The following is a 16,510-nucleotide window of genomic DNA, read 5'->3' on the forward strand; positions in this document are numbered from 1 at the left end:
CGCCTTTTTGAAAGGTCTAGACCTTACTGCAAAGACGTGCCGCGATTCTGGATTCGCCTGAAAGCCAGAGTTCATCTGAATTAATCAGAGGTGCCTTAAGGGTAACCTTCAGAATAAACTACCGATCGAATAGTTTTTCGCTTTTCCCATCGTTTTTTTTCCAACTCCGGACGGTCATAAAAGGTCTTTACATAGCCCAGGCACAAATAGGCCACCAGTTTGTTCTCGGTTGGTGCATTGAGAATCTGTTTGATCTCCTCCGGATTCAGAATACTCACCCAGCCCAAACCTATATTCATCGCCCGGGCCATCAACCAGATATTCTGAATGGCACAGACCACACTGTATTCCCCCGCTTCCAGCATGCTGTTTTGACCCAGTACGGGTTTAACTGAGGGTTTATAGAATACCGCGATGTTAAGCGGTGCCTCCAGAATGCCCTCCAGCTTCAATTGTTGATAGCGTTGTTGTTTATCATCACTAAAAGCGTTCGCCGCTTTTTTGTTTTCGGCCGCAAAGTTGTCGGCCACCTGTTGTTTTATTTCTGCATCACGTATCAGCACAAACTCCCAAGGCTGGGAAAACCCGACCGAAGGCGCCATCGAAGCCGCCTGCAAGAGTTTATCGATGATTTCATCGGAGATTGGATCGCTCAAAAAGTTATTACCACGCACATCCCGCCGATGCAGCAGAAGCTCTTCCAGAAGAGATTGATCTTCGAGGGTGAACTGCTTGTTCTCCATACTCTAAAGCCCTTCCAGAACCATCGTTCGAATTTTTTCGGCCTTCTCGAAGTGGTTCAGCCTATGAGTTTTTATCCACCAGGTTGCCGCTTCCATTAACAGTTCCGGGTCATCATTTCTGTTTTTAAAAAACGCATAGAAAGACACTCCCACTCCTGAACCTTTTTTGGCTATTTTTTGCTCACAGTCGTCGGCAATTTTCTGCCTGAGATCATCTCTCATACGGAAAACTATACTCCCTTATCATGTATTAATTTCTTCAACCTAAGGCACCTCTGATTACTTCAGATAGATCTCTGCGGATCCTAAAAATGCTTTTTATCAAGGCGAAGCTCGCCGTTCATGTCGAGACCTGGACAAGGGCTTCAACACCAAGTAAAACCATTTTCAGGGCCGCCCTACGGGGCTTTCGGGCGAATCCAGCCTCTTTGTTACGCCTTTTTGAAAGGTCTCGACCTTACTGCAAAGGCATGTCGCAATTCTGAATTCGCCTGAAAGTCAGAGTTCATCTGAAGTAATCCGAGGTGCCCTAAGTGTTCAGGCGTTCAATATCATATTTCGCAGGCGGTTAAACCAAAGATAAACAAACCAAACCAGACATTCGATAAAGCAATGATCAAACCAATAGCATCACGCACAAATCGGGGAATCGATGTAAATTGAAATAGATAGAAGAGCAGTACCAACTCCACTGCAACCCACACCAGTGACAGGTAGAGAAACCCTTCATAACATCGAAGCTGCGCCTCGGACAAATACAGATACCAGAAACTGCCCGCCACTCCCAAACACATCAACGTTAACAATGACGTAGACGCCGCAGCTTTCCATCTCGGGAACTCGGTATTTAAAGCAAATGCTTTGATTTTTTTCATCTGATGATTCATAGCAATCCAGCACCTCTGATCAATTCAGCAACAACTCATAAATGCTACGACCGAGTTAATCAGAGATGGGTTAGAATTTCCAACCAATACCACACAGGTCAATACCATCACGGGTTTTGACAACCCTTTATCATCCGTAGTTTCCACAACCCAGTAACAGAGTAATATCTGATAGGATCACCACTATACTCCATAATATCGAGCCCATACCTCACAGCCTTCAGGGGAACCTGCCTGTATGAAGTCGCACCCTAGCCGTCTTAGCCCCCAGCAACTCAGCGCACCGGTCAGCGCCAGTGAGTTTCCTTTCGCCAACACCGACAAGCTCAAGCCTTATCTGGGCATTCTGGGCCAGGAACGGGCAGTGACTGCGATTCAGTTCGGCGTGGCCATGCAGCAAACCGGCTACAATATTTTTGTGATGGGAGATGAAGGCAGCGGTAGGGCCTCCTTCGTCAACGAATTTCTGCAAAGTGAAGGTAAACGCCAGCAAACCCCATCGGATTTTCTCTATGTCAATAACTTCGATGAACCTCGTAAACCGTTGATGCTGGAACTGCCTGCAGGTACCGCTACCCAATTGCAACAGGATACCCAGAAGCTGATCGGTCAGTTACTGGATACTTTTCCTGCCGCTTTCGAACATCCCAGCTACCAGCAGCAGAAAAGTGCGATCGAGCGTACCTTTAATCGCCAATACGATCAGGTGATCGACGAGGTCGAAAAAGAAGCGCTTAAGCGGGAAGTGGCCCTCTACCGCGATGCCAATACCGTCAGTTTTACCCCCATGATTGAGGGGCGAGCGATGGAAGAAACCGAATTTGCGCAGCTATCCGAAGAAGTTCGAGAACAATTTCATCGCCATATTAATGAGCTGGAGGAGATGTTAAATGATGCCCTGCTGCCTCTGCCACAATGGAAACGCGAATCCTCCGAGCAGTTTCGCAAACTGACCCAGCAAACCATTGCCCGCTCCATAGCACCACTGATTGAACCGTTGGAAAAACGCCACCGGCAAGTACCCGGCCTACTGGGCTATCTCAAACGTATGCGCAAACAGCTGCATCGATTAATTCCGGAAAAACTGATCGATGAGAAAACTCAGGAAATGCGCGACGCTACGGAAAGCAGAGCATTACTGGAAGATGAGCTAAGCCCCAATATCATGGTGTCCCGGGAACCCTCATCCGGCGCCCCCGTCATTCACGAACCTCACCCCAGCTACAAAAACCTGTTTGGTCGGGTCGAATTTTCCGGTGATATGAACGCCCTGAACACCAGCTTTCGCCAGGTATGCGGTGGCAGTCTGCATCTGGCTAATGGGGGGTTCCTTATTATTGAGGCCGAGAAATTACTGGGCGAACCCTTTGCCTGGGATTCGTTAAAACGGGCCCTGAAGGAACGTCGCTTGCAGATGGAGTCGCCCTATAGCGAGCTCGGCATCATCAATGGTATTACCCTGGATCCCGAACCCATGCCGCTGCACACCAAGGTGGTGTTAATTGGCAAACGCTCAACCTATTATTTGCTGCAACAGCTGGATGCCGATTTCAGTTCACTGTTCCGGGTTCTGGCCGATTTTGATGAACGCATCAAACGTGAAGAGGGTTCGCTAACGGCCTTTGCCCGATTGATGCAAACCTTCTCAGAAAACGAGCAATTCTCTTCTCTCGGCGCCGATGCCGTGGCCCGACTGGTGGAATACAGCTGCCGTCTGGCGGAACACCAGCAATACCTCAGCGCGCAATTTAATCGTATTTTCAATTTGCTCAGCGAAGCCAATTTCGTGCGCCGCCTGGCCGAAGATGAAGTGCTGAGTGCCGATCATGTCGAACGCGCCCTGCAAGCCCAGCAGGAACGCTCCGGCCGGGTCAGCGAGCTACAACTGGAGCAGATCAGCGATGGTACGGTGCTGATACAAACCCAGGGCAATAGCGTCGGTAAAATCAACGCCCTCACCGTATATCAACTGGGGGACAATCAGTTCGGTACCCCGGCCCGCATCACAGCAACGGTGTATCCGGGTTCTCGCGGCGTAGTCGATATCGAGCGTGAAGCCAGCCTGGGTCAAGCGCTGCATTCCAAGGGCGTGATGATTCTTAGCGGTTATCTGGGACAGCGTTACGCGCGTCATTTCCCACTGGCCATTTCGGCGAATCTGGCGATGGAGCAATCCTACGGTTTGATCGATGGTGACAGTGCCTCACTGGCCGAACTCTGCTGCCTGCTTTCGGCCATTACCGAGCTACCCATTGATCAATCACTGGCGATTACCGGTTCGGTCAACCAGTACGGAGAAGTACAGGCGATCGGTGGCGTTAATGAAAAAATCGAAGGTTTTTTCGATCTCTGCCAGGTACGCGGACTCAATGATCGGCAAGGCGTTATCATCCCGCTGGCCAATCGTATTAACCTGATGTTACGCCAGGATGTGATCGACGCGGTGGCAGCGGAACGATTCCACATTTATGCGGTTAATGAGGTCGATCAGGCGATGGAATTACTCACCGGCGTCAGCCCCGGCACTGCCGACGAAGGTGGCAGCTATTCACCAGAGAGCATCAATGCCCTGGCCATCGAGCGACTACAGGAGATCAGTGCTTGCAGCCACCGTCAGGAGGATAGAGACCAAACCACATAAGGCATTTTAGCGTCTTGCAACGTTCAGGCTGGCTACGGGTTCCAAGGCCAAAGATGACTAAGCAATGCCAGAAACCAGTCCAGAATATGTGCAAAAAATTCGACAATGGGTTGAACATACTTTTCTCGAACATAGTTGTCGAGCAGTTGCCGGCGTTGATCGTAGTCCTTTGGCATCGCTAGCACACCATTTTGCTGCACATAGTGTCGGTAGTCCTGCAGTAACTCCTCAAACAGTTCGGGTTGCTGTTGGGACAAATCGTGAACCTCACCCGGATCGGTCGCAATATTGTAGAGATGCCAGCGATCATCCCCAAGCGGCCCTCGATTGAAGAGTATCTTATGCGGCCCTTTGATGAGGGCAGCATTGCCACCGATTTCGTAAGCAATGACGTCATCATTCGAATGCACCCGGTCGGCCGTACCGGCAAGCAAAGGCCATAAACTGCTTCCCGTAATTTCCTCTATCGTCCTGCCCCGGTATTCGGTGCCTGGATGTTCAACGTTCGCCAGTTGCAAAATGGTTGGCGCCAAATCTTTTACATAGGCCAGTGCGGGGGTGATTTTTCCTTTAGCGGGCTCGACCACCGCAGGCCCGGAAATAATCAGTGGCACTCGCATTCCGCCCTCACCGGAATAAAATTTATAGTGCCCCAGGGGACCGGCAGCGGCACTGGCAAAACCCGGCCCGATAAAGTTATAGCTGCCCTTTTCTCCCAAACGATCGTAATCGGTATGATAATCTTCCATCGACAACCACAACGGAAACAGCGCAGAGACTGCAGCCGGATCGCTCGCCTCGGCGCCGTTATCCGACGTAAAAATAAACACCGTATTATCGTATTCACCAACGGTTTGCAGGTAGTTAACAAATCGTCCTATATGGGCATCCATGGCATCGACCATTCCTGCATACACGGCCATGCTTTTGGCATGGTAACGCTGGTCTTCTGCGGATAAAGCCTCCCAATCCGGAGTGGTTGGCATGGTCACCATGGGCGCATTTGCCGGCACCATACCCAATGCCTTAACTGCTTGCTGGCGTTGCTCTCGTAGCGCCGTCCAGCCATCCGCATAGGTATCCAAATATTTATTGGTAAATTCAGCTGGCGCTTGCACCGGAATGTGTACGGCTTGAAAACTGATATAGGAAAAGAAGGGACGCTCATCATCAGGTTGATGATCGATAAACTCCATCGCTTTGTCGACGATATACTGCGAGGAGTAAAAATCTTCAGGCAGTTGAATCTCTTCGCCATCGGCATACCAGTGCGCCCGTTCATAAACGGGCAAGTAAGGACGCTGCTGCCAGTTGTCGGCCCCCGAATGAGGCATCATCAGAGTACGGTCAAATCCTCGGTTAATTGGTCTCTGCGCCTTCTGTTGATACCCAAGGTGCCACTTTCCTGAAAAATAGGTGCGGTACCCTGCCTCCTTCAGCAGAGTCGCAACAGTAACCACATGGTGATTCAGGCTGCCTTGATAATGGGGGTCGGCGGCTTGCTCGGGTGGAATCGACTCCGCGATATTGCCCACACCGGCACGATGGCTGTCCACCCCCGTCATCAGCATGGCACGAGAAGGCGCGCAACTGGGCGCCGTATGATAATTACTGAAGCGAAGTCCACGGCTGGCTAAACGATCAAGATTCGGCGTCTCAATTTCGCTACCGTAGGACTGCAGATCGCTGAAGCCCAGATCATCAGCCACGATCAACACTATATTGGGAGAAGACCGGGTCGATGCGATCGTCGCTGTACACCAGAGAACGGATAAAACCAGCAGGGTTTTAAAGGTACCTTTGATCATGATATGCCCGTGTTATTTTTATTCTAGGGCATCTCCAGTTAGTAGCCAGGGTGCCCAGTGGGGTATCTGTTCAACACTACCATTGCATTACAAGAAAACAACCGTCGATCAAGATGAGCACTCTAGCGCTGGGCGGTGAACGCCAACAACGTACCTGCGCCAATAAAGGCGCCGCCAAAACAACGGTTGAGCCAGCGACCATTGACCCGTCGCGCAGAGCTATTTTTTATTCGGCGGCTGGCCACGGCATAGGCCAACAAGCAGCTGAACGAAAGCCCCATAAAGGTCAGCACCAGGATAGTAAACTGGGGGATCAAAGACGACGTTGACGAGATAAACTGGGGAAATAACGCCGTGGTAAACACGATCGCCTTGGGATTGGTCAGGGCCACTAACAACCCCTGAAGATAGAGATTCAAGGTCCTGGGCGATGAGGTTGCCGAAGCCTGCAGTTGCGACGACGTCACCCCTCCTCGCCAAAGCTTTATCCCTAGATAGATCAGATACAACGCGCCCAATATTTTGACGACCGTAAAAGCAAAGGTGGAGGCCAGTAACAGCGCGCTCAGGCCTGCCACAGAGCAGGCCGACATAATAAAGAGTCCGGAAACATTACCAGCGATTGTCATCAACGCACGCCCCAAACCAAACTGCAGGCTGTGGGTGCTAACCAACAGGATCGCCGGTCCTGGAGTGACCGTTGCCACCAGCGCGATGGAGCAAAATATCAGCCAGTTTTCCATCTGCATAAACAATCCTTAAGGCACCTCTGATTAATTCAGATGAACTCTGGCTTTCAGGCGAATCCAGAATCGCGGCACGTCTTTGCAGTAATGTCCAGACCTTTCAAAAAGGCGTAACAAAGAGTCTGGGTTCGCCTGAAAGCCCCGAAGGGCGGTCCTAAAATGGTTTCTCTCGGTGTTGATGCCCTTGTTCAGGTCTCGACATGAACGGCGAGCTTCGCCTTGATAAAAACCATTTTTAGGATCCGCAGAGATCTATCCGAATTAATCAGAGGTGCCTTAAGTTATCTCGACCAATATCAACGATCCGCCCCCAAGCGCTCTACTTGTACATTTACACCCAACTACCAAGCAACGCCAGGATCAACATCACCACAGCAACAATTTGTAGCAGATAGGTCACGGCCGCACCGTATTGTCTGGCCATAGGGTTTTTATACAACACGCCAAATGCATGGACCAATCTCGATAGCGTGAACAGAATAACCAAAGCCCCCATCAACATATCAGCGGTGCCGATCATAGCCAGGGCCAGCACCATCAGGGCAAAGATCGGCACTTGCTCGGTACCATTGGCGTGAACCCTTATCGCCCTCATCAGGTCTCGATTGTCACCGTCGCCGTAAGAGATTCGGTTTTTAATTCTTAAACGGGACACATTGGCCGTTAACAGAATTAAAAAGCCACCATTAACGGCAACAAAGAGTACAAACCAAAAAAAATTATGCATAGCTTCCCTATCCAGGTGTTAAGGCAATACGAGTGAATGATGACTACACACTATCCCAGATAATCGGGTCTCACAACCAGAGCAGGTCGCCTGCACTGCGCCCGATTTTGCACAACATTTACAGTACCTGCCGCTTAATGCCCTGTTTTTTGTCGAAGAATACGCGCTATCATAACCCTGAAGTACTTTTTGCAGACTACCAGAGGGGACATCGACTATGGACCTTAGCTTCCTGGGCGCCGCGGGGACCGTCACCGGCTCGAAGTATCTGTTAACCCATAACGACCATCAGTTCCTGATCGATTGCGGCCTCTACCAGGGCGTTAAGAATCTGCGCCAACGCAACTGGAAAGCCTTACCGTTACCTGCCAGTAATATCCGTGCTGTCTTGCTAACCCATGCCCATATCGACCACAGCGGATATCTGCCAGCCCTCGTTAAGCGTGGCTACAAAGGCAAAGTTTACTGCAGCTCCGCCACTCACGAACTCTGCAAGGTACTACTGCCCGATGCCGGTTATCTGCAAGAGGAGGATGCCCGTTACGCCAACAAGCGGAAATTCTCTCGTCATTCTCCGGCTGAACCTCTGTTTAGCGTCGAAGATGCCCACCGAGCACTGAAACAGTTTCAACCCGTCGACTTCGGTGAAACCCTGACCCTATCCGGGGGAGTAACCGCCCGCTTCTCACCGGTTGGCCATATCATCGGCGCCAGCTGTATTCGCCTGGATAATGGCCAGACCTCCATACTGTTCAGTGGCGATGTTGGGCGTCAAAAAGATCCGGTGATGTATCCCCCCGAACCCGTCGACGGGGCCGATTACCTGGTGGTGGAATCCACCTATGGTGATCGACGCCACGGTACTCAGGATCCAATGCTGCAGCTGGAAACGATCATTAATGAGACCGCAAGCCGGGGCGGCATTGTTCTGATTCCGAGTTTTGCCGTGGGCCGTGCCGAGCTGCTATTGCATCTTATTTGCGAGCTTAAACGCCAGCAGCGTATTGTCGATCTTCCGCTGTATCTGAACAGCCCGATGGCGATTACCGCGACCGAAATTCATAAACGTTTTCACAAGTTGCATCGCCTTTCCGCAGAACAATGTCAGCAGATCGATGACAACACTCACTATGTCCGCAGTGTCGAAGAATCGATTGCACTCAACGGTAAAAAAATGCCGGCGATCATTATTTCGGCCAGCGGCATGGCCAGCGGTGGTCGCGTGCTGCATCACCTAAAAGCTTTGCTGCCCAACCACCGTAACAGTGTCGTGTTCGCCGGATTCCAGGCGCCCGGCACTCGAGGCGAAGCGATGATCAACGGGGTCGATAAGGTTAAAATTCATGGCGGCTACTACCCGGTCAAGGCACAAATCCATAGCTTGGAAAACCTCAGCGCCCACGGTGACCATGGCGACATTGTCGATTGGTTGCGTCATTGCAAACAGCGCCCCAACCACACCTGGGTGACACACGGCGAGCCTGCCGCAGCGGACGCAATGCGCTTGCACATTCAGGATGAACTGGATTGGCACGCATCGGTGGCCGAATACCAGGACAAGGTGAGCCTGGGCTAAAGCGACATAAAGGCGAACTGTGCGAAGGGTTTAATCCGCGAGATAGTATTCGATGGTAGAGACCACGCGAATTTTTTTGATGTGGGGGTTATTGCGGTCGCGGGGAGAAATACTGAATTGCCCCTGCACCGCCCGTTTGATTTTGCCCAAGCGGCTGCCGGAGTCCTGGGCAAATTTTTCGCCGACCTGACGCGCCGTTTCCGTTGCTTCCTGAACCATCTGCGGCTTGAGCGTGTTGAGCCCAGTGAACAGGTATTCGGTTTGGTTCAGGTAATCTGCCCCGCTAATCACAATGCCCTGTTTACCCAGTTCCGACAGACTTCCCATTACCTGTCTCACCTGAGCCACATCGTGGCTGTAGACGGTTACGCTTTGCTGGGCAGTGTAACGGAACTGCGCCGCAGGACCACCACCGTACTGTTGCGCCGATTTGTCCGTCACCGCCGGGGGTGTCACACTGATCGCATCGGCTGGTATGCCCTTGGCCTGCAAAAAAGCGTCGATGTTCTGCTTGCTGTTCTCCAGTCGTGCATAAATTTGCGTCAAATCATTACTGGCCGCGGTGAAGCCGATCGGCCAGATAACGGTATCGGCATCCACTTCCCGTTCGGATAACCCTTTTACCGTCACGGTACGCTCATACTCCTTGAACGAAATCACCGAGGAGGCAATTTGCAAACCCAGCAGACCGAATCCGATCATGATGCCCAATGCCAGTAATAATGCGGGCATTGAATTGGGGCGATTGGTTTCATGTGTCATTGTCGATCTCCTGGGCGCATTATTGCGCGAAGCTGAATGAATTAGCGCTTCACACCATCGTCAATATTTAGCGTGCGTTCGGCAAGATCCTGAGGCTCTTTTAACTGCCACTTTGGCCAGTATGCATTGTGCTTTTTAGCAATGCTGGCGCTGTTATTTTTATACCACTCCAATGACTTGGGAGTATTCTTGACGAGTTGAGTATCACTCATTAGTTCATCAAACTGGTCCGAGGCAAATGTGAATTCCCCTTCGCCACCATTACGTACAGGCCACATGGAGAAACGAGCTTTCCAAACTCCAATCCGCGGCGTTACGACACTGAAATAGGTCAGTCCAGGCTTTAACTCTGCCGCCATATAATCGGCCGCTTCTGAGACCACCATAAAGGTGCGCTTACCCGGCTCAACATCGGCGGTAATACGCTTGCCGTTGTTGAGGACACCGATAAATTCAGGCTCTCCGTCGGTCACATCATAGATGGAAGCCGCAACGGCCCCACCGACAAAGGAGGAACGCATAAACTCAACACGACTCATATCCTCTGCAACGGGCTTTATCTCTTCCGGAGCAATGGGTGCCATCTTGACGCCCGCACAACCAAACAAACTTACGCTGAACAACAATACAACTAACAGCTTTTTCATTGAATTTCCCTATTAATGATTAAATAACCTTTCCCATATCTAATGGCTGGCCGTGGTAGAAAACAGGTTAATGACCACCACGCCCCCCACTATCATCGTCATACCAATCATGGCTGGAAGGTCCGGGATCTGCCGGAACGCCAGGGCGCCCACCAGAGCGATTAGCACCACTCCCATACCGGCCCAGATGGCATAAGCCATCCCGATCGGAACTGTTCGCAGCACCAGGGTCAACAGATAAAAAGACAAACCGTAGCCAACCACAACAACGACGCTAGGCCAGAAGCGAGTAAACTCGTTAGACAGTTTTAACGCGCTAGTGGCGATCACCTCGGTCAGAATCGCCGCGGCCAGATACCAATATCCCATCACTGTCACCCCCACCGGTATAACGACCGGCCCATCAAACCACAGGCTATGACCCAAGCACAATATGGAATGTATCGACTAGTCGTCAGTAACGATAACAACCGGCTGTCGTTGCGCGCCCCAGTGGCCCGGTTGCGCCTCAAAAACACCCGGCAAGGCCGTCCCACAGCGATCACAACGCGCTTGTGGATTCAGCCCCCAATGGCCCAACCGATACCAGTCCCGTTCAATCAACAACGCACCACAGCCCGTGCACCAGGTACTGCTGCCTTGCTGGTCATGGACATTGCCGGTGTAGACGTACTTGATACCTTTGCCACGGGCAATGGCTCGAGCTCGCTGCAGCGTCGACGCCGGAGTGGGAGGGGCCGAACGAAACTTCCAATCCGGGTGATAAGCGGTAAAGTGCAGTGGTACGTTGCAGCCCAGTTCGTTCACCACCCATTCACTCAGCGCATTTAGTTCCGCATCGCTGTCATTCTCTCCGGGAATCAAGAGAATGGTAATCTCCAACCAGACTGAGGTTTCTCGAACCACATACTGCAAGGTCTCCAGCACCGGCTGCAGATGGCCACCACAGAGTTTGTAATAAAAACGCTCATCGAAAGCTTTCAGGTCGATGTTGGCAGCATCCAATGACTGAAAAAATCGTTCACGCGGCTCGGCGCAAATATAGCCCGCCGTTACCGCCACCGAACGAACCTGCTGTTCGCGGCAAGCCTGGGCAGTATCGACTGCGTATTCCAGAAAACTGACCGGGTCGTTATAGGTAAATGCGACCGAGCGACAGCCGTGGCGTACCGCCGCTGCGGCCAGATCCTCCGGCATCGCTTGCTGGGCCAACGTATCCATTTCACGAGATTTACTCATATCCCAGTTTTGACAAAACTTGCAGGCCAGGTTGCAACCCGCCGTACCAAAGGACAATACCGGTGTTCCAGGCAAAAAATGATTAAGCGGTTTCTTCTCGATAGGATCGATGCAAAAGCCACTGCTGCGACCGTAACTGCTCAGCCACAGTTGATCCTGCTGACGCTCTCGCACAAAGCAAAGCCCGCGCTGACCTTCCCGTAATTTGCAAAGACGCGGGCAGAGGTCGCACTGCAGGCGGCCATCTTCCAGGCGATGCCAATAGGACACCGGTATGCTGTGAGCGGACGAGGGGGTCATATTGCCTCCTGCCAGATGGTTTTATCTGACGTCTATAATAAGAGACAGCCACAGCTTGAATGTGCGAATGCCAGAATCACTAACGCTGCCCCTGCCCTCAGTATAGCCTTGGCTTTCGATGCCGCGCCCGGGCAAGACGGAGCAGTACAAAGGAATTCACTATCAGGAGGCCATCATGTCCAGTACGCGCCCGGCCGCTGTCGCCGGTTACTTCTACCCATCGGACCCGATTGAACTGGCAACCGAAATAGACACCTATCTAGCACAAGGGGCTGTGCCATCTGAGCCGATCCGGCCCAAGGCATTAATTGTGCCCCACGCCGGTACGGTCTATTCCGGCCCCGTCGCGGCCAGCGCTTACCGTCACCTGATCCCCTGGCGCAAACAGATTCACTCGGTGGTGTTACTCGGCCCTTCTCACCATTGCGCTTTCAAAGGCATCGCCCTACCCGACTGCGACAGCTTTGCCACACCACTGGGTACTATCGAGGTCGACCATAGGCTCGCCGATAAATTACCCGACTGGGTCCAGAGCAACGCCCTGGCCCATCGAGACGAACACAGCCTGGAGGTGCAACTGCCCTTTTTACAGCGGGTTCTGGATCAATTTCGCATTCTGCCGCTGGTGATTGGTAACGCCGCTACCCACGAAGTGGAACAGCTGCTGGCCCGTCTGCTGGACGCGCCCGACAGTCTGTTGTTGATCAGTACCGACCTCAGTCACTTTCACTCTTATGAAGAGGCCCAACGAATTGACGCGGACAGCAGTGACCGCATCCTGGCCCTGCGCCCGGAGCTGAGCGGACAACAAGCCTGTGGTTGCCGCGGCCTCAATGGATTGCTGGCCCTGGCGAGCAAGCAGGAGCTCAGCATTGAGCTACTCGACCGGCGTAATTCCGGTGACACCGCCGGTAGCCGGGACCGGGTCGTGGGGTACGCAGCCTATGTCCTGCACTGATCACCCATTGAGCATCGGCCACCAGCGTCATCTGCTGGCCTTGGCGCGGTACGCCATCGAGCAAGAATGCTACCGGCATGACCCGGACCCGAGCGATGACACGCTTAACCCCCGGCGCTCTCCGGCACCGAGCCCACTACCCGATGCCGAGGCCAATCGTTTGCAGCAACCGGCCGCCGGGTTTGTCACCCTAATGCTCAACGGCAAGCTGCGCGGCTGTATGGGCAGCCTGGAAGCACGCCGCTCATTGAAGGACGAGGTGATCGCAAACGCCTGCTCGGCGGCATTTCGTGACCCCCGTTTTCCAGCCTTGCGCTTGCGCGAATTGGCCAACCTTGAGATTGAGATCTCGATTCTGTCGCCACTGGAACCCCTTGAGGCCAACAGCCGCGAACAGTTGCTCGACACCCTGCGACCTCATATCGATGGCCTGTTGATCGAAAGTGGCCCCTATCACGCGACCTTCCTGCCCCAGGTTTGGCAGCAACTGCCCGAGGGTCAGGCGTTTCTCCAGCAGTTACTGCGCAAAGCCGGACTTAACCCCAACCACTGGCCAGCGGATATCAAAGCCAGCCGTTATCAGGTCAGTCATTTTTCAGAAGCCGACTTTGCTTGAGTACATCTCTAGCAGGCTGTTGATTTTCGTTTTCGAGGTAGCCAATGCCAGGCATAAATCGTCGAAAAGAGGGAGTTTATGTTAATAAATGACCGATTTGAGCCGATTTATAACACCGCAGAGGCAACGCAGATAGAAAATCAACAACCTGCTAGGGCAGACGAATCATCGGCCAGCTAACCAGACGTTGCTGCACATCGGCGGTGTGCTGTTCGATATAGTCCCCCTGCAACAGATCGTCGCAGGCCAGCTCTTCGTGCCCCTGATAAATATCGTGCATCCACAGGTGAGCCACCTCAAGCACCTGGAACATCGGCTCCAGAATCATCTTATTTTCAAGGTGGTGGGATGAGTCAAAATGGGCGTGCAGGCGAGCGCTGAATTCCCGGACCGATTTGCGATAATCGCTCCACTGCTGGTAATTGAAGCCGGTAGCCTCATACACCCGATTACGAAAACCGCTGCTTTCTGCCGTCAGGCGTTTCCAGGCTTCTTCGTTACGTTCCAGCGCGAACAACTTGCTCCAGTTGATCACGATGGAGCCCAACAGCGCAATGCGAAGATTTTCCACGAGCAAGCGACCCACCTCGTCATCGCATTGCGCCGATCGCAACGCGCGGTAATACACCATATCCCGAATGGCGGTGTAGAGGGTGTCAAACTGATTGCGCGCCTTTTTTAACCAGACACGATCGAACATCTCTTGTGTCATAACCCTGCAGATTCCCTGTGCTTCTTTGTGCCATCAAATAGTGCCCGACCCTGCCCCATCGAATCAAGACCAATCCAAGCCAGTTCAAGTGGATACCAGCCACCCCAACAGCAGCGGCATACTCAGTATCGCCAGTAACGTCTGGCCACTGATAATGGCGGCCATCAGAGGGGCGTCTCCCCCCAGTTGGCGGGCCAGGATATAGGCGGAAGAGGCGGTCGGCATTGCCCCCAGAATAATCAGCACATCCCGGGTCAGGCCATCGACCCCACTCAGCTGACACAGCAACAGGATAATCAGCGGTAACAGCAGCAGTTTAACAACACAGGACCAGACAAAAGCCGAAGAGGCACCCCGCAGGGCGGAGAGCTGAATGCCCGCCCCCACGGCCAACAATCCTAGCGGCAGGGCCGTTTGCCCAAGCAGCTGCATAAACAGCCCGAACGCTTGGGGCCAGGGCAGCACCAATGTGTTCCAGGCGATACCGACCAGGCAGGCGACAATCAACGGATTGGTCAGAATCTGTTTGAGCACAGCAATAAGTGAAGGCTTTTCACCATCGCCATAGAGAGCAAAGGCCGCAATACACAACAAGTTGATTGAGGGAATCATGATCGCGATAGCCACCGCCGCGACCGCCAGCCCAGAGTCGCCCAACAACTGACTGACTACCGCCAATGCGACATAGGTATTAAAACGAATCCCCCCCTGATAGACGGAGGTAAAGCGCGCCCCTTCCCAACCCAAACAGCGCTGCAACACCACCAATACCAGGGTGCCAAGGACCAGAAAACCCGCCACCAGCAGCGCTACGTTACCCAGCTCTACTGCAGAAGTGTCGGCGGTCGCCAACTTGCCCACCAATAAAGCCGGAAATAACAGATAGTAGGTCAGGCGCTCAACCTGCGGCCAAAAGCTACTACCCGGAAAGCCTTGTCGTGATAGCCACATGCCCAAAAGAATCAGGGCAAAAACCGGTAACAGCGCGGTAACCATTGACTCTCCTTTTCACGGGTACTCTGATACGTTCTGATATAAGTAGCGATATAAGTAGCGATATAAGAACTGATATAACTGCCGTCCTAAGAACTCATATATGCGCTGGGTAAATGTAGCAGTTTGGGGGCATTAAGGTCGAGACCAATGAAGTTGTTACCAAAATTGGCCGCATACGGATTTGTACAAGACCCGGCTCTTACTCGATTTTTGTGAAAGGCTGGAAAACCAATACGATCGATCAGTAGGTGCAAGGTGAATTCGAAGGTATTGGGCTGTAATTGCTATTTTAAATTGAAGGCTACGACAGCAGTTGGATCGTCGCTGTATTTTTTAAGTTTGGCATGCAAAGCAGTCTGTTTCGATGCCTGATTTTATCAAAAAACGTCGGAGTTTATGAGTTTTTCTACAGTTTCAACGCCCGGCTTTGGGGCTGGCTCGGAGCTGCGAAGCAGCGGAAAGGCAGTCCCAGCCCCGAAGGGGCGATAACAGCCGCTTGTTATGTGCCTGACTATTCAACATAGTGCTTATCTATATAGGCTTTAACACTAGACATACCTTTACCCTTAGCCTCTGAAAACTCGATCAAATCTTTTTCAATCAATTGCAGAAGCCTCTGCGCATGAGTTGTGATAGCCTTTAGTCTACCAAATAGTTTTTCTCTGGACACATTTGCATCCCATTCATCTCGGCTATGGGCGATACTTCTATGAACAAGCCAGTTTCTCTCCGACAAAAACTTATTGAGTTCTTGTTGCAGTACTTCATCATATAAGCTCGCCCCTTCACAGATTTTCATGGCTTTGCCTAGTGTATACGACCTGTGTTTTTCTAAGAGTTGATCAGCTTCTGGTTTAGTTTGTGGCGCATTGATTTTCAAGACGATTGAATGGCTAATAGCATCTTCAATGTGCTGTATTGCGCATAACGCTTCACCCACAAAACAATATAGCGACAGCTCTTGCTCTGAAGCGGACTTGATTTTGCACTTTTCGTTCTCCATAGGTCTTTAGCTAACCCCCGGATTGTTCCTTAGTATTTTCCAAAACACGGGCAGTTAACGAGGCTGTAGAAAAACGATAACCACTAAATCGATATCTACACCCTGCATTCCTTTGTTTTCGATGTCGGTTATTTAACCAAATCCATTCA

17 protein-coding genes are annotated in these 16,510 nt (G+C 52.0%); 4 read left to right on the forward strand and 13 right to left on the reverse strand.

The features are described from left to right. Window positions 1-95 precede the first annotated feature (95 nt). The 3 genes from bluB to MIB40_RS18075 all read right to left on the reverse strand — a co-directional run bounded on the left by bluB (window position 96) and on the right by MIB40_RS18075 (window position 1,618). Complete coding sequence (gene bluB, locus MIB40_RS18065; RefSeq protein ID WP_249696902.1) at window positions 96-743, reverse strand: 5,6-dimethylbenzimidazole synthase; 648 nt, start codon at window positions 741-743, stop codon at window positions 96-98. A gap of 3 nt (window positions 744-746) precedes the next feature. Continuing rightward, entirely contained in the window at window positions 747-965 is a 219-nt protein-coding gene (locus MIB40_RS18070; protein WP_249696903.1) for a DUF6500 family protein, read from the reverse strand. Window positions 966-1,294: 329 nt separating this feature from the next. Beyond that, window positions 1,295-1,618, reverse strand: a complete 324-nt coding sequence (locus tag MIB40_RS18075) for a hypothetical protein (RefSeq protein ID WP_249696904.1) — start codon at window positions 1,616-1,618, stop codon at window positions 1,295-1,297. A 250-nt stretch (window positions 1,619-1,868) separates the two neighbouring features. Here MIB40_RS18075 and MIB40_RS18080 point away from each other — a divergent pair, with 250 nt between their 5' ends. Then, window positions 1,869-4,271 carry a Lon protease family protein gene (locus MIB40_RS18080; RefSeq protein WP_249696905.1) on the forward strand — a complete coding sequence of 801 codons (2,403 nt, stop codon included), beginning with the start codon at window positions 1,869-1,871 and terminating at the stop codon, window positions 4,269-4,271. 32 nt (window positions 4,272-4,303) lie between these two features. Here MIB40_RS18080 and MIB40_RS18085 read toward each other — a convergent pair whose 3' ends face one another. The 3 genes from MIB40_RS18085 to MIB40_RS18095 all read right to left on the reverse strand — a co-directional run bounded on the left by MIB40_RS18085 (window position 4,304) and on the right by MIB40_RS18095 (window position 7,552). Next, on the reverse strand, window positions 4,304-6,079 hold the full coding sequence (locus tag MIB40_RS18085) for an arylsulfatase (protein ID WP_249696906.1): 1,776 nt from the start codon (window positions 6,077-6,079) through the stop codon (window positions 4,304-4,306). A 122-nt stretch (window positions 6,080-6,201) separates the two neighbouring features. Continuing rightward, window positions 6,202-6,828 carry a LysE family translocator gene (locus MIB40_RS18090; RefSeq protein ID WP_249696907.1) on the reverse strand — a complete coding sequence of 209 codons (627 nt, stop codon included), beginning with the start codon at window positions 6,826-6,828 and terminating at the stop codon, window positions 6,202-6,204. Between the two features lie 328 nt (window positions 6,829-7,156). Further along, a complete protein-coding gene (locus MIB40_RS18095; RefSeq protein ID WP_249696908.1) occupies window positions 7,157-7,552 on the reverse strand; it encodes an MAPEG family protein in 396 nt (131 codons plus the stop codon). Between the two features lie 217 nt (window positions 7,553-7,769). Here MIB40_RS18095 and MIB40_RS18100 point away from each other — a divergent pair, with 217 nt between their 5' ends. Next, a complete protein-coding gene (locus tag MIB40_RS18100; RefSeq protein ID WP_249696909.1) occupies window positions 7,770-9,128 on the forward strand; it encodes an MBL fold metallo-hydrolase in 1,359 nt (452 codons plus the stop codon). 30 nt (window positions 9,129-9,158) lie between these two features. Here MIB40_RS18100 and MIB40_RS18105 read toward each other — a convergent pair whose 3' ends face one another. The 4 genes from MIB40_RS18105 to amrS form a co-directional block, all read right to left on the reverse strand. After that, window positions 9,159-9,890 carry an SIMPL domain-containing protein gene (locus MIB40_RS18105; RefSeq protein WP_249696910.1) on the reverse strand — a complete coding sequence of 244 codons (732 nt, stop codon included), beginning with the start codon at window positions 9,888-9,890 and terminating at the stop codon, window positions 9,159-9,161. Window positions 9,891-9,931: 41 nt separating this feature from the next. Continuing rightward, window positions 9,932-10,537 (reverse strand): hypothetical protein, encoded by a 606-nt coding sequence (locus MIB40_RS18110; protein ID WP_249696911.1) that lies wholly within the window; start codon window positions 10,535-10,537, stop codon window positions 9,932-9,934. A 39-nt stretch (window positions 10,538-10,576) separates the two neighbouring features. Further along, on the reverse strand, window positions 10,577-10,909 hold the full coding sequence (locus MIB40_RS18115; RefSeq protein WP_406566475.1) for a DMT family transporter: 333 nt from the start codon (window positions 10,907-10,909) through the stop codon (window positions 10,577-10,579). Window positions 10,910-10,984: 75 nt separating this feature from the next. After that, window positions 10,985-12,076, reverse strand: a complete 1,092-nt coding sequence (amrS, locus tag MIB40_RS18120) for an AmmeMemoRadiSam system radical SAM enzyme (protein ID WP_249696913.1) — start codon at window positions 12,074-12,076, stop codon at window positions 10,985-10,987. Between the two features lie 175 nt (window positions 12,077-12,251). Here amrS and amrB point away from each other — a divergent pair, with 175 nt between their 5' ends. Then, a complete protein-coding gene (amrB, locus tag MIB40_RS18125; RefSeq protein WP_249696914.1) occupies window positions 12,252-13,034 on the forward strand; it encodes an AmmeMemoRadiSam system protein B in 783 nt (260 codons plus the stop codon). Then, window positions 13,021-13,650, forward strand: a complete 630-nt coding sequence (gene amrA, locus MIB40_RS18130; RefSeq protein WP_249696915.1) for an AmmeMemoRadiSam system protein A — start codon at window positions 13,021-13,023, stop codon at window positions 13,648-13,650. The genes amrB and amrA overlap by 14 nt, the downstream gene beginning before the upstream one ends. Window positions 13,651-13,801: 151 nt before the next feature. Here the strand turns inward: amrA and MIB40_RS18135 are convergent, their stop codons facing one another. The 3 genes from MIB40_RS18135 to MIB40_RS18145 all read right to left on the reverse strand — a co-directional run bounded on the left by MIB40_RS18135 (window position 13,802) and on the right by MIB40_RS18145 (window position 16,361). Then, on the reverse strand, window positions 13,802-14,362 hold the full coding sequence (locus MIB40_RS18135) for a hypothetical protein (protein ID WP_249696916.1): 561 nt from the start codon (window positions 14,360-14,362) through the stop codon (window positions 13,802-13,804). Between the two features lie 84 nt (window positions 14,363-14,446). Continuing rightward, window positions 14,447-15,358, reverse strand: coding sequence for an AEC family transporter (locus MIB40_RS18140; RefSeq protein ID WP_249696917.1), 912 nt, complete (start codon window positions 15,356-15,358; stop codon window positions 14,447-14,449). Between the two features lie 511 nt (window positions 15,359-15,869). Then, a complete protein-coding gene (locus tag MIB40_RS18145; RefSeq protein ID WP_249696918.1) occupies window positions 15,870-16,361 on the reverse strand; it encodes a hypothetical protein in 492 nt (163 codons plus the stop codon). Window positions 16,362-16,510: the final 149 nt, after the last annotated feature.

Origin of the sequence: Aestuariirhabdus haliotis, from assembly GCF_023509475.1 — a bacterium.
Lineage (GTDB): Bacteria > Pseudomonadota > Gammaproteobacteria > Pseudomonadales > Aestuariirhabdaceae > Aestuariirhabdus > Aestuariirhabdus haliotis.

Coding starts and splice junctions, on each gene's coding strand:
- MIB40_RS18070 (WP_249696903.1), bottom strand. CDS start 965: ATGAGAGATGATCTCAGGCAGAAAATTGCCGACGACTGTGAGCAAAAA.
- amrS (WP_249696913.1), bottom strand. CDS start 12,076: ATGACCCCCTCGTCCGCTCACAGCATACCGGTGTCCTATTGGCATCGC.
- MIB40_RS18095 (WP_249696908.1), bottom strand. CDS start 7,552: ATGCATAATTTTTTTTGGTTTGTACTCTTTGTTGCCGTTAATGGTGGC.
- MIB40_RS18135 (WP_249696916.1), bottom strand. CDS start 14,362: ATGACACAAGAGATGTTCGATCGTGTCTGGTTAAAAAAGGCGCGCAAT.
- MIB40_RS18105 (WP_249696910.1), bottom strand. CDS start 9,890: ATGACACATGAAACCAATCGCCCCAATTCAATGCCCGCATTATTACTG.
- amrA (WP_249696915.1), top strand. CDS start 13,021: ATGTCCTGCACTGATCACCCATTGAGCATCGGCCACCAGCGTCATCTG.
- MIB40_RS18080 (WP_249696905.1), top strand. CDS start 1,869: ATGAAGTCGCACCCTAGCCGTCTTAGCCCCCAGCAACTCAGCGCACCG.
- amrB (WP_249696914.1), top strand. CDS start 12,252: ATGTCCAGTACGCGCCCGGCCGCTGTCGCCGGTTACTTCTACCCATCG.
- MIB40_RS18145 (WP_249696918.1), bottom strand. CDS start 16,361: ATGGAGAACGAAAAGTGCAAAATCAAGTCCGCTTCAGAGCAAGAGCTG.
- MIB40_RS18140 (WP_249696917.1), bottom strand. CDS start 15,358: ATGGTTACCGCGCTGTTACCGGTTTTTGCCCTGATTCTTTTGGGCATG.
- MIB40_RS18110 (WP_249696911.1), bottom strand. CDS start 10,537: ATGAAAAAGCTGTTAGTTGTATTGTTGTTCAGCGTAAGTTTGTTTGGT.
- MIB40_RS18090 (WP_249696907.1), bottom strand. CDS start 6,828: ATGCAGATGGAAAACTGGCTGATATTTTGCTCCATCGCGCTGGTGGCA.
- MIB40_RS18100 (WP_249696909.1), top strand. CDS start 7,770: ATGGACCTTAGCTTCCTGGGCGCCGCGGGGACCGTCACCGGCTCGAAG.
- bluB (WP_249696902.1), bottom strand. CDS start 743: ATGGAGAACAAGCAGTTCACCCTCGAAGATCAATCTCTTCTGGAAGAG.
- MIB40_RS18075 (WP_249696904.1), bottom strand. CDS start 1,618: ATGAAAAAAATCAAAGCATTTGCTTTAAATACCGAGTTCCCGAGATGG.
- MIB40_RS18085 (WP_249696906.1), bottom strand. CDS start 6,079: ATGATCAAAGGTACCTTTAAAACCCTGCTGGTTTTATCCGTTCTCTGG.